This window comes from Enterobacter sp. MGH 16 (assembly GCF_000493175.1).
Classification (GTDB): Bacteria; Pseudomonadota; Gammaproteobacteria; order Enterobacterales; family Enterobacteriaceae; genus Enterobacter; species Enterobacter roggenkampii.
On sequence record NZ_KI535695.1, the window covers coordinates 60,322 to 72,970 of the forward strand.

General features: G+C 52.2%; 11 protein-coding genes. 4 read left to right on the forward strand and 7 right to left on the reverse strand.

Annotation, left to right across the window (positions count from 1 at the left end; all coding sequences use genetic code 11):
* The first annotated feature begins 14 nt into the window (after positions 1-14).
* The 4 genes from L362_RS22370 to L362_RS22355 are packed head-to-tail and all read left to right on the forward strand — an operon-like array spanning position 15 to position 5,543.
* On the forward strand, positions 15-722 hold the full coding sequence (locus tag L362_RS22370; RefSeq protein ID WP_023343441.1) for a fimbrial biogenesis chaperone: 708 nt from the start codon (positions 15-17) through the stop codon (positions 720-722).
* A gap of 46 nt (positions 723-768) precedes the next feature.
* Positions 769-3,297 carry a fimbria/pilus outer membrane usher protein gene (locus L362_RS22365; RefSeq protein ID WP_023343442.1) on the forward strand — a complete coding sequence of 843 codons (2,529 nt, stop codon included), beginning with the start codon at positions 769-771 and terminating at the stop codon, positions 3,295-3,297.
* Positions 3,298-3,314: 17 nt separating this feature from the next.
* Positions 3,315-4,412, forward strand: a complete 1,098-nt coding sequence (locus L362_RS22360) for a fimbrial protein (protein ID WP_023343443.1) — start codon at positions 3,315-3,317, stop codon at positions 4,410-4,412.
* Between the two features lie 36 nt (positions 4,413-4,448).
* Positions 4,449-5,543 carry a fimbrial protein gene (locus tag L362_RS22355; protein WP_023343444.1) on the forward strand — a complete coding sequence of 365 codons (1,095 nt, stop codon included), beginning with the start codon at positions 4,449-4,451 and terminating at the stop codon, positions 5,541-5,543.
* Between the two features lie 50 nt (positions 5,544-5,593).
* On the opposite strand, the gene L362_RS22350 is transcribed toward L362_RS22355, so the two are convergent.
* The 7 genes from L362_RS22350 to L362_RS22320 all read right to left on the reverse strand — a co-directional run bounded on the left by L362_RS22350 (position 5,594) and on the right by L362_RS22320 (position 12,453).
* Positions 5,594-6,208: a hypothetical protein gene (locus L362_RS22350; protein ID WP_023343445.1), complete on the reverse strand. Its 615-nt coding sequence runs from the start codon at positions 6,206-6,208 to the stop codon at positions 5,594-5,596.
* Positions 6,205-8,679: a fimbria/pilus outer membrane usher protein gene (locus tag L362_RS22345; RefSeq protein ID WP_023343446.1), complete on the reverse strand. Its 2,475-nt coding sequence runs from the start codon at positions 8,677-8,679 to the stop codon at positions 6,205-6,207. Before L362_RS22345 ends, L362_RS22350 begins: the two co-directional genes overlap by 4 nt.
* A 59-nt stretch (positions 8,680-8,738) precedes the next feature.
* A complete protein-coding gene (locus L362_RS22340; protein ID WP_023343447.1) occupies positions 8,739-9,416 on the reverse strand; it encodes a DUF1120 domain-containing protein in 678 nt (225 codons plus the stop codon).
* Positions 9,417-9,453: 37 nt separating this feature from the next.
* Positions 9,454-10,155 (reverse strand): DUF1120 domain-containing protein, encoded by a 702-nt coding sequence (locus tag L362_RS22335; protein WP_023343448.1) that lies wholly within the window; start codon positions 10,153-10,155, stop codon positions 9,454-9,456.
* 82 nt (positions 10,156-10,237) lie between these two features.
* Entirely contained in the window at positions 10,238-10,915 is a 678-nt protein-coding gene (locus L362_RS22330) for a DUF1120 domain-containing protein (RefSeq protein ID WP_023343449.1), read from the reverse strand.
* A gap of 37 nt (positions 10,916-10,952) precedes the next feature.
* On the reverse strand, positions 10,953-11,654 hold the full coding sequence (locus L362_RS22325; RefSeq protein ID WP_023343450.1) for a DUF1120 domain-containing protein: 702 nt from the start codon (positions 11,652-11,654) through the stop codon (positions 10,953-10,955).
* A 100-nt stretch (positions 11,655-11,754) separates the two neighbouring features.
* Positions 11,755-12,453: a fimbria/pilus chaperone family protein gene (locus L362_RS22320; RefSeq protein WP_023343451.1), complete on the reverse strand. Its 699-nt coding sequence runs from the start codon at positions 12,451-12,453 to the stop codon at positions 11,755-11,757.
* Positions 12,454-12,649: the final 196 nt, after the last annotated feature.

Sequence of the window (12,649 nt, forward strand, 5' to 3'; positions counted from 1 at the left end):
AATGGAGGTCTTTTATGAAGAAAATCCACGCGACTTGTTGTTCAATTTTGAGCGGAGCTCTGATAACTTTTTTCAGCCTCCCTGTCTCTGCCAGCGTTATTATAGACGGGACCCGTGTGATTTACCCTTCAGACGCCCGCGAGGTTACCGTCAAATTAACTAATACCGGTAAACGTCCGGTTCTGGTACAAAGTTGGCTCGATACCGGTAATCCAGATGAAATGCCGGATAAAGTCATTACCCCATTTATTTTAACTCCGCCAGTGAACCGAGTAGATGCCGGCAAAGGGCAGACGCTTCGCATTAACGGCGCCAACACCAAAACGCTGCGTCAGGATAGAGAAACCGTCTACTGGTTAAATGTCCTGGAAATTCCGGCACGTCCTGAGCAGGCGAAAAGCCATGAAAACTATTTGCAGCTGGCGGTACGTTCGCGAATCAAACTTTTTTATCGCCCGTCGGGGTTACAGGGCGACGCCAATAGAGCCCCTGAGCAATTGAAATGGCAAGCGCAGGCCGGGAATCTGGTTGTGACTAATCCGACACCATTCAATGTTTCGCTGACCCAAATTACGTTCAACGGCAAAACCGTTGCGGCGGATATGGTTTCTCCGCAAGGTCAGCGAACCATTAAAGCCGCGGTTTCTTCCGGCAGCAAAATTACTGCTTATTGGGTTAATGATTTTGGCGCATCCAAAAGTCAGGATTTCACCGTGAATTAATGAGCCAAATTGGTAGGTAATTTGTGGCGTATTCCGGGAGGTAAACATGGAAACTTTGAAATTTTCTTACAGTTATTCTTTTCTTTTCTTGTCAATTGCAACGGCATTATTTTCCGGCGCCTCATTACCTGTATACGCTGAAGCAGCGTCACTTGGCGATGCCGAATTTGAATCCTCTTTTTTAAAAATGGGTGATCGCAATGCTATCGATTTGAGCCGATTTTCTATGGGAGGCTCGGCTCTGCCGGGAACATATAATACCCAAATCTGGCTTAACAATGAGATGGTGGTACAGGCCGACGTCACCTTCATCACTCGTCCCGATCGCACCGTAGTGCCGTGTCTGACCCCGGCATTGCTAGCTCAATTACCGCTCGATAGTTCAAAAATGAAAGACGGCGCGTTAAGCGGAGAATGCGTTGAACTGAGCGCAATTATTCCTGACTCGCGGGTGAGCTACGACAGCAGCGAACAGGTCCTCAGCATTGACGTTCCGCAGGTCTGGGTTTCTAAAGCGGCCAGAGGAACCGTTTCCGCCGATCTGTGGGACAGCGGTATTCCGGCGGCATTACTCAGCTATGGCATGAATGGCTACAGTAGTGAATCGAACGGCAAAAACTACCGCAGCTTCTACACCAATCTTAACGGCGGGGTCAACATCGGCTCCTGGTACATGCGTCACAACGGTAACTGGAGTTGGTCGAGCCTGAATGGTGGCCATTACCAGAGCATTAACACGTACCTGCAGCGCGACCTGCCACAGATAAAAGGGCGTGTGTTGCTGGGGCAGTCGAATACTTCTGGCGCAGTGTTCGACACATTGCCCTTTACCGGTGCTCAGTTGATGAGTGATGAGCGTATGGAGCCGTTATCGCGTCGCGGCTATGCGCCAGAAATTCGCGGCATTGCGCGCACTAATGCTCAGGTCAGCATTTCTCAGAATGGTGCGCTGATCTACGAAACGACCGTCAGCCCGGGGGCTTTCGTGATAAGCGATCTTTATCCCACTGGTTATGGTGGCGATCTGGATGTGACCGTCCGTGAAGCTGACGGCAGCGAACAGCATTTTCAGGTGCCCTATTCTGCGGTGACTCAGCAGCTTCGTCCTGGCGTTTCTCGGTATGAGTTTACTGCCGGACGCTTACACACGAGCTACCTGCGCAACAACCCTGAGCTGTTTGAAGGGAGCTGGCGCTATGGTCTGAACAACTGGCTAACCATTTACGGTGGTTTGCAGGGCAGCCAGCACTATGCCGCAGGGCAGGGTGGGGCTGCCTTTGGTACACCGTTCGGTTCTGTCAGCCTGGACATCACTCATGCGAAAGCAGAGCTGGGCGTTCAGCAGAGCGGAAACGCCACCTCTTCCGGAGAGAGTTACCGTCTGAGCTACAGCAAAAATATTGCTGAGACGGGCAGCAATTTCTCTCTGGCAGCGTATCGATTTTCTACCAGTGGTTATCTGGATTTTATGACCGCTATGCAGACCCGTGACGCCATTAGCGACGGTGAAGAAGCGAATAACATTCGCCGGACCAAAAATCGCTTCACCCTTACGGCGACGCAGAATTTGCCGGAATCGTGGGGGCAGTTTTATGTGAGCACCTCTGTCCAGGATTACTGGAACAGCGAGGGGCGTGATAAACAATATCAGTTTGGTTATAGCAATTTCTGGAAGCGGTTAAGTTATGGCATTAGCGCCAGCCGTAGCTACTCAGCGACAGGTACGGCGCAGGATACTGTCATGCTGAATTTCAGCTTGCCGTTAGGAGAGTCGTATCGCGCGCCACAAGGAAGGCTCAGCTACACCAATGGCAGCAATGGGCGTGACAGCTGGCAGGCTTCTGTGAGTGGGACCTCGGGCGAAGACAATCAATTCAGCTACGGTGTGACTGGCACTACCGCCAATCAGGGAGTTGGGAGCAGCGGATCCCTCAACGGACAGTACCGTACGCGGGTGAGTACGCTAAACGCAGGTTATAACACTGGCAGCCACTACAGCAGCTTGTCGGCAGGCATGAGCGGCACGGTAATTGGGCACGCTGGCGGGCTAACGCTATCGCCCTATCAGGGGGATACCTTTGCGCTGGTGGAGGCCAAAGGTCTGGAAGGCGCACGAGTCAACAACTACAGCGGGATCCGTATTGATGGAAACGGCTATGCAGCAGTGCCGTATCTTACGCCGTATCAGTTCAATGAGATAGCTATCGATCCCAAAGATACAGATATCAATATTGAGCTCGAAAGTACATCGCGGAAGGTCGCGCCGCGCGATAAATCGATTGTAAAAGTAAGCTATAACACCCGGAAAGGCACGCCGGTGCTAATCACTGCCAGCCAAAACGGCGAACCCCTTCCTTTCGGCGCGGAAGTATTGGACAGCCAGGGCAAGCTGGTCGGCTATGTCGGTCAGGGCGGGCAAATTTACGCCCGCGTTGAGAAAGATGCCGACACTCTGACCGCTACCTGGAGTGGAGCCGGTGAGCAGAAATGTAAGGTGAGCTATCGGCTGATCCCTATGGATAAAAGCGTGAAAGCGCAGGCGCTTCAGCAGTTCACCTCCATTTGCCATCGCTAAGTAGAGAGGAGCGGATTATGTGGAAATTCATTCTATTATGGCTGGTGGCGCTGATACTTTGTAGCTCTAAGGCGATGGCGGCTTGTGCATTTAACGTCACAGGCGATTTTGTTCAAAGTGCTATGCAGCAGTATCAGATGCCTATTGGGCGAAATATTATTTCAGTATCTCCGGATATGCCTGTGGGCACTGAAATATATCGACAATCGATAAATATATCGTCTGCACCCGCATTTTCTATTATTTGTGATACATCCGCTCAGTTTTATCGATACTACGATTATCTATATCTGCCGCAGGCTGCCTCTTCGGTAGTCATTCCTGGAAAAAAAGGCACCATATATGAAACAGGAGTAAAAGGTGTTGGGATTATGTTCTGGTACAGTGCGAATGGGTTTCCTTATAACCGCTCGACCACTTGTGCCGCTCTAAATTGTAATTCAAATGGAGAGCCGGCTTATTCAGACTTTTCTTTATATAAAATCGGCGACATTGAACCCGGTATCATTCAGGCCAGCAATTTACCTGTAGCCCGGTATTCTATGGGACAAACGCAGGCAGATGCTGTAGCCTTAGCCGCTATCACTTTAAGCGGAAGCATCAGCGTCACTGTACCGACCTGCCAGTTAGCTGAATCCAGACAAGTGGTATGGATGGGAAATAAAAAGGCCAGTGATTTTTTGTCGAAAGGTTCTGTAACAGAATGGAAAGATGCCAGTATCCGGTTGATTAATTGTCCAACCTTTTACGGGAATACCGGGGGGCTTGGTTCAGTAGGAACCTGGAACGGGAGCACACTGAATGCCAGCAACACGGACATCCGTAATACCTGGACACTGACGTTGATGCCGAATACTGGCATCACGGAGGCGAGCAGCGGCATTATGTCGATCGACAGTAGCCCCGAAAGTGCGACGGGCATTGGTATTCAATTAGCGAAAGCACAAAATGAAAGTAGCATATTGAATCTTTCGGCAGCCTATTCCGGAAACTTCCCCTCCGATGGCGCGGCAACTATTACCATTCCATTGTTTGCTCGGTATATCCAGACCGGGGAGGGTATTTCGACCGGAACGGCAAATGGTCTGCTGACTTATTTTATTGAGTATAAATAACCCCTCAATAATTTGTGAATTATAAAGGTGATAATAGTGCGAAAAATTATTTTTGCGTTGTGTTTGTTGCTGGGCGCGAGTTATGATCTGATGGCTGCCTGCGCATTAAGTCCCAACGCGTCTTTCCCCGTGAGCGAAATGGCACAACAGCAGGTCCCCTTTGGGCGCTCAATTATTTCTGTACCGCCTGATGTACCGGTGGGTACAGAGATTTATCGTCAGACTATCTATCTTTCTCCAGCACTGCTCGCAAATGTAGCCTGTGACAGTGCGGGACAATTTTCGTTTTTTTACAAATACAGAACATTACCTCTGCCTGCTTCATCGGTGACGCTCGGCAGTAAATCTGGAATAGTCTATGAGACGGGCATTAAAGGGATTGGGATTATGTTTTGGTACAGTGCAACCGGATTTCCTCTTTCGCTGCAGGGTACATGTACTAATGCAAGCTGCTCGGGGGCATTTAGTTTCCAGTCAGATTTTTCACTCTTTAAAATTGGTGACGTTGAACCCGGAGTCATTCAGGGAAGTAATTTGCCAGTCGCCCGTTATTCGGTTGGACAAAGTCAGACGAATGCCGTCGATATGCTTGAGGTTGCCTTGAGCGGTAGTATCAGCATTACGACGCCGACCTGCCGGCTTGCCGAACCCAATAAAGTTGTGCTGATGGGGAATGAAAGCATTAATAGCTTCAGCGGTAAAGGCTCCGCTGCGGGCTGGAAAGATGCAAGCATCCAGTTGATTAACTGCCCGACGTTTTATGGTAACACCGGGAATCGAGGCTCTGCAGGAACCTGGACCGGCTCGACGGTAAATGGCAGCAGCACTTTGATTTATAACAGCCTGACGTTAACGTTGATGCCAGCTAATGGCATTGTGGATGCCACTAAGGGCATCATGGCGATTAATACCACAGAGCCCAATAGTGCCAGCGGCATCGGTATTCAGTTGGTCACTAATCAAAGTAGCGTCACGCCCGCGGCATTGGGAACTTCTACAACCACTGTATTACCGACGGATGGGACTGCGGCGTTTACCTTCCCACTGTTTGCCCGATATATCCAGACACTGGATAATGTCTCAGCCGGTTCTGCGAATGGGATGTTGACCTATACGGTTGAATATAAATAAGAAGAACAAAGATGGTGCCTGTAAGCCCATCTTTGTTGCCAGCGAAACAGTTAAGGCAGCAAAGCAATATTAAGCGATATCTCGGAAAGTGCTTGTTGAACCGGGCGACTGTCTTTATCACCTATAATTGGTTCAATTTCCAGTGTTGCCGTCAGGTGCTTTCCGCTTACGGGTTGGCTACTTCGCACTGGCTGGAAGATATCGCCAGGAAGGAGCGAGAGCTGATCGCTGTCCCCTCCAGAGAGTGCGCCATTGCGACTCATCCTTTGAAGTTGTACTGGGTTGCCGTCCAGTAACGCCTGTCGGATAGAGATCTTTAGAAAACTGTCTGTGTGTCCCCAGCTAAATGCCGTTCCCCGCGCGAGCCCGTTTATGCGTAGCCGCATTGCCCGACTTAGAGTGCAGTCAGCATTGAGAGTGATGGTTTTGCTTCCCGCGCTCAGCACGCCACTTCTATCTTGCAGTTGCCCACGGCTGCTTTTGCCAAAGTCGAGATGTCCACTGCCTGCGCTAACGGCACAGACAGGTAATTTAGGCTGTGGATAACCCTGAATGTCTTCCCCATGCGCCGGTTGCAATGCCAGGATTGCTGCCAGAATGACTCCCGTTTTCTTGGCCGGGACGAATATGAGACTTATCATGCTGCGGTATCCGTTATTTTTCATCCTTTTTTTCCTGTCTGGAGGCATTCGCCATTTAGGGTTTCATACAAGCCTGCTGCATCGCCCGGTTCTTCAGGAAGGTTGTTCAGTGCGACGCTGCACTCTTTTGTTTTCAAATCAATGATGACCACCATTCCCGGTTTGGCGTCAGGCAGGAAAATATTGCCGTCATCATCAACCACCGTAATAAAGGTGCCCGAGCGATCATAAACAGACGCACCTGACGGCAGGCGGCTTCCACCGGAATTGCGCACGTTGACCAGCACGCGGCGCGTCGAAACGGTATCAAAACTTACCTTGCTCACTGAGCCACGCGCAGGAGCGACTTCCTGTGTGCCGTTCATCACGTCCGCGCGCTTACCGAGGCTGCGGGTGTCAACTTCCACCATTGCTTTATTCCAGCCGGTGAGGGAAGGAATGACCGCGTAGCCATTATTGTCCGTCCAGACCGGTCCAGCGGGGGTTTCCAATCTCACGCCGGATTTGTTCCCGACTTGTGCAATGCCAAATGTATCTCGAACCTGATAGGGCGCGAGGGTGACTCCATGGCCGTGTGCGACGATGCTTCCGATGGCTTGCATGCTCAGGCTACGTGAGTTATCGGAATCAGCAGATAGGCTGCCGTTGAGGTTGCTCCAGCGAGACACGGCACTGAAGGTACCGGTGGCTGAATTTTGCTGGCGATCCTCATCCCGGCTGACAGCAAGGCTCCAGTTACGATCCTGGCTTAAGCGCTGAGAGAACTGGCTGCCGTAGCGGTAGCCGTCGCGGCTGTGGCTGACAAAAGATCGCACAGAACTCTGATTACCCAGCGGGAATTGCAGTGTGACGTACACGCGATCGTCGCGACCGTAGTAACTCCCGCTTTCATTGCGGGAGGCGTTGACGTTTAGGGTGGCACGACTGAACTGGCGTCCCCAGCTCAGCTGCGTCCAGGTCGTGTCATCGCCCTGAGTTCGGGTGCTGCGTCCGGCCGAGAAACTAAGGCTACCTAGCCAGTCCTGAGTCCAGGTGATTCCAGCGCCATACTGATTTTTATTGCGGACGTAGTGATCGCTTTCATGCAGTTGTGCCTCACTGAATTCACGGTATCCGTTATCCTGATGAGAGGCGTTAAGCGTCAGAGAGAGGTTCTCACTAATCGGCTGGTTAATGTTGAGCGATGTTTGCGCCCCTTTATTATCACGAGACGATGCACGGGCTAAGGTACTTTGCAGTATGGCGCTGGTTCGCCAAAGAAAAGTGGAGCTTAATGACGTGCTCACAGCCTGATAATTCTCAGCCCACATCCCACCAGCCAATAGCGCTGAGCGTTCTGATAACTGAAAACCTTTAGAGGCGACTGCGACCATTGGCCGGCTGTTTACACCTTTCTGGTCGTAGCCGCCCACACCCCAGGTCACGCCCGGTGTCACCATCATGCCATCACGTGCATAAGCCGAAGCGGGGACGACAAAGCTTCGTTTACTGCCATCGGTGCCGTTAACGTTGACGGTCAGGTCCGTGCGGGTGTTGAGCAGTGAAAATCCGCTCAGTTTAAACGGGCCTGCCGGAACCGTGGTGTGGTAAATCGGGACACCCAGTTGACGGACTTCAACCACAGAAGTGGTATCGGCAATGCCAGATACTACCGCCACGCCGCTTTTCGGATACAGCGCCTGCTCTGGTGTCATTTGAAATCCGATGACCTGGCCAATGCCGAACAGCCCGCCGTTGAGCGGCACCTGTCCCGCCTGAAGGGTGCTTTTAAGAGCAGGGAAGGTGCGCTGTAGATATGCGTTTTGATAATCCGTTTTGGTTTCATCCCCGTAACGGTAAACGCTTTGATTGCTGCGCACGACCCAATCACCGGCGTTGAACCCGGCTTCGGTTTGTACCTGCCAGTAGTTCATTCGACTGTTCTGGCTCTGGCTGCCCATGTATTGAGTGCTGTAGTTCAGCAGTGCGGCGGCACCGTCGTGTTGCCATTGCGTCGCATCCGCTGCGGGATCTAGGGCTTCCTGTGGCACAACAAGCGTCAGTCGGGCGTCAGCCGGTTCGGCCTGTACGGTAAACTGTGGCCAGGTCTGGCTCAAATCCACGCAGGAAGCGAGGGGTTCGCTTCCGATTTCATTCGGGACGGCAGCAGGCACTTTCAGACCGGCCTGACGAAGCAAAGCGAGATCCGGGCAGAGATGACCGTCCTCATTAAAACGAACAGCCAACCGTCCTCTTTCCTTGTCGTTAACCTTAAGCGCAACCACGCTGGTGCCCGGTGGGAACACATCTCCGCGCTGAAAACGTGTGGCAAGCCCGGCGTCAAGCCCCTGGGTTTTCAATGCTCCCGTATCAAATATGACGTCATCAGCAAATGCAAAGCCGATACCCTGAGCCATTAACAGGGAAGGAAGTAATACTGCCAGCACTGTTTTACGGTGTATGGAACCGCTCCGCCCGCGAAGGTGAAGTGAGGAAAGTTGTATGTTGGCAGGCACAGAAACTCCGTAAGGAATTGCATCCTTGGTGAAAACCGGCCCCTGACGGGGCCGGACTGCTAAAGGTAAACCAGTTGAATGGTTGCCAGACCATCCAGATCGATCTCGCTGGTTAAATCGAGAGCCGAACCTTTGTTCAGTGCGGCAGCGATATTGAGATTTCCGGTAAGGGTGGTGAAGGCCACAGGCGTGGTGGTACCAGAGAGCGCCACAGACGTAGTGTATTGCGGGTCAAACCACAGGCAACTGATCGGCCCGAGTTCCCAATTGCTGCCATTATCAGCAGAGCGAATGCCAACATAGCCTCCCGCACCATCAACGGAGAGACCCAGATTGGACACGTTCATTTCATAGGCGCCGATTCCTGTCGAACCGGTTAGCCCCAGCCCCAGAAGATTTAAATTTTCTGCAGGGACGCGGCCCACGATTTTACCTGTCGGGACAACCACAGAGTCTGCTCTGGCATCCACGGTTGTGAAAGCGACTTTAGTTGGAGAACTACAGGTGACTGAAAATACTAATGATTTTTCAGGAAGTAAGGTGAAATCATCCTTTTTAACTCTTGCTGCGGGCATCGTGCCGAAATCAAAGGTGGCTCCGCCAGTAATGGTGGGCACACAGGCTGGAGGAATAATCTCGCCAATGACTTTTATATCCAGGTTGTCATCCGCTGCCATAACCTGGCCACAGGTAAGGGCAAGCAGTGCGACGGCGGTCATTTTCAGAATAGACTTCATTGTTATCTCCCTTAACAGAGGTGATTGAGCGCCAAAATCAGATGTAATAGATTTGAATGTTGGCGAGGCCATCGAGGGTGATGGATTGGGTCAAATCCAGCTCAGAACCTTTATTGATCGCCGCCTGTACTGAAAGGGTGCCGGTCAGGGTGGTCAGCGCAACTGGCGTCAGCGTGCCCGGGGCGGCCCAGGATCTGTAGTAAATTGTTTGCGCCAGCCAGAATGTGCCTGATGAAGGCGCTTCCCAGTCACCGGTGATAGTGGGTTTGCTTGCCACAATAGTTGTTACGGTATTGCCATCTGCTTTTACCGATCCGGGCTCCATCCACATGGCCCAGGCCCCGATATGAGCGCCGTTAGAATCGCCCAATCCCAAGCCAGAAGTCACACCCGAAGCGTCAACCGTGCCCCCATTTGCGGCCCATTTTTTCCCTGTGAGAGCAGCTACGCTGTCTGCCCGCATATCGCTGACGGTGAGAGCCACTTGGGTGGGGGCTTCACAGCTTACGCTGAGGTTGGCGGTTTTCACCCCCAGCATCGTGTAGTCGTCCGTTGCCAGGGTTTCTGCTTTGATGGTGCCGTAATCAAAGACGGCGCCGCCGCTGACCGCGACGGTACAGGCCGATGGGACAATCTTGCCGATCACTTTTACATCGATACTGTCCCCGGCGGCCATGGCCTGATTCGCGGTTAAGGCGAGGGCCACAGCGATGAGCGTTTTACAGGCTGTGTGTTTCATCGAAATTCCTTGTCTTAAAGAGTGATTGCAGCGAGCGGCCCTTCTTCCCGCAATGATTGAGGGAAGAAGGTCATCGTTCGTATCAGAGATAAACCAGTTGGATCGTGGCCAGACCATCCAGATCGGTGGTGGTAGTAAGGTCCAGTTCAGAACCTTTGTTTAGCGCGGCAATCGCTTTCAGGGTGCCCGTTAACGTGGTAAAAGCGACAGGAGTGGTGGTGCCAGATTTCGCAACCGCCGTGGTGTATTGCGGGTCAAACCACAGGCAATTGATCGGCCCGATCGCCCAGCTGCTGCCGTTGTCGGCGGAGCGGATACCCACATAGCCGCCCGCTCCGTCAACGACGAGTCCCTGATTGGAGACGTTCATTTCGTAAGAGCCAATATTAGCAGTACCGCTCTGGCCCAGGCCCAGCAGGTTCAGACTCTCGGCCGCGATATTGCCAAATTTTTTTCCAGCAGGCACGACGACCGAGTCGGTACGGGCATCGGTGGTTTTGAAGGCGACTTTGGTCGGAGAAGAGCAGACGACGGAAAACGTTAAGGATTTCTCCGCGAGGATGGTGAAATCATCCTTCGCAAGCCTGGCGGCAGCGATGGTGCCGTAGTCAAAGGTCGCCCCGCCGGCCAGGGTCGGGACGCAGGCCGGGGGAATAATTTCCCCGGTGACGACAATGTCAACATTATCGTCAGCGGCGAAGGCCTGGCAGGAGGCCATCGCCAGCAGCGTTGCGGCAGTCAGCGTATGTACTTTTTTCATTGCAATATTCCTTCCCGGGGCCATGGCTGGCCAGAAATCAGATGTAATAGATTTGAATGTTGGCGAGGCCATCGAGGGTGATGGATTGGGTCAAATCCAGCTCAGAACCTTTATTGATCGCCGCCTGTACTGAAAGGGTGCCGGTCAGGGTGGTCAGCGCAACTGGCGTCAGCGTGCCCGGGGCGGCCCAGGATTTGTATTGCCCTGTTTGCGCCAGCCAGAATGTGCCTGTTGTAGGCGTTTGCCAGTCGCCGCTTATAGCAGGAGTAGTTGTTGTAATTGGTGTTACGCTATTGCCATCTGCTTTTACCGTTGTGGGCTCCATCCACATAGCCCAGGCCCCGATATGAGCACCGTTAGCATCGCCCAATCCCAAGCCAGAAGCCACGCCCGAAGCGTCAACCGTGCCCCCGTTTGCAGCCCATTTTTTCCCTGAGATAGCAGCTACGCTCTCTGCCCGCATATCGGTGGTCAGTAAAGCCACTTTGGTTGGCGCTTCACAGGTCACGCTGAGGTCGGCGGTTTTGACCCCCAACATCGTGTAGTCGTCCGTTGCCAGGGTTTCTGCTTTGATGGTGCCGTAATCAAAGACCGCACCGCCGCTAACCGCGACGGTACAGGCTGAGGGTACGATTTGCCCGATAACCTTCACATCAAGACTGTCCCCGGCAGCCATGGCCTGGCTGGCAGAAACGGCCAGCGCTGCGGCAATTAGCGTTTTATAAAAAACTGTTTTCATACCACTTTCCTTTTTTGATGATCCTTCAACTGCTGTGGCTGAAGGTGCGAAGTCCGACACGCTCTGCGAAGCCTGTCGGTTATCCTTGCCCCGAAGAGAATCAGTGCGCTACGGAGGCTAAATAGGTATCCACGGAGTAGCCCCAGGTTGTGGCAGGTGAAATCTGAACCTGGTTCGGGTTGCCCAACGTTTTACCCGCAGAAGGGGTCAGTGTGAGATGTTCTCCGGGCAATATGTAGCTTTGCGGCAGGGTCAGATCGGTACCTTCCGGCAAGGCTTTGACGGCCTGCGCCAGTCGGACGACATACTGTGAATCGTTGCTCACCATCAGCTTACCGCCCTCCACTTTCCAGCTCAGACGTTTCCATGGCGCTTCATCTTTCGGCAACCCCGCAGGGCGAATCAGCACCGGCAGATTTTGGCTGACGCTCATTCGGACTTCGTTTTTGCCTTTGTTCTGTGGCGGAATGCCGCTAAAAATGACCCGGCGTAGGCGCTCCGTTTTCAGCGGTTGCCTGGAGGCAAGCACAAAGCGCACTTTCTGCGTCTTACCGGCATCAACGCGAATGGCCGGAGGAGAGACCAGCAGCAACGTTTCGTTATCCTGACTGATACCCTGAACAGTGGTAGTGAGAAGCATCGGGAAGCTGTCGGTGTTGGTGACATTCATCGTGCCTTCACCGTTTTGCTCTTCGATAATGACCACCGATGATTCCGGTACCATCCCGGTGGCATTGACCCCACAGGAAAATAACAGGCACAATCCCGGCAGGATGAATTTTGATATTGTATTAGACATGATTATCTCGAGGGGTTATTGAAGCGATGTGTATTTGTATGGTTTATGAAAATCAATGTGATAATTTATTTAGTGGTTGCGGTTTAACGTAAATATAAATCTGTGAAAATCGTTTGCTCGGTGCATTTTTATTTACACCCTTAAAGTAATGGTTGTTTTTAAATGGCACGATAATGTTTTTTGATCATGCTTCATA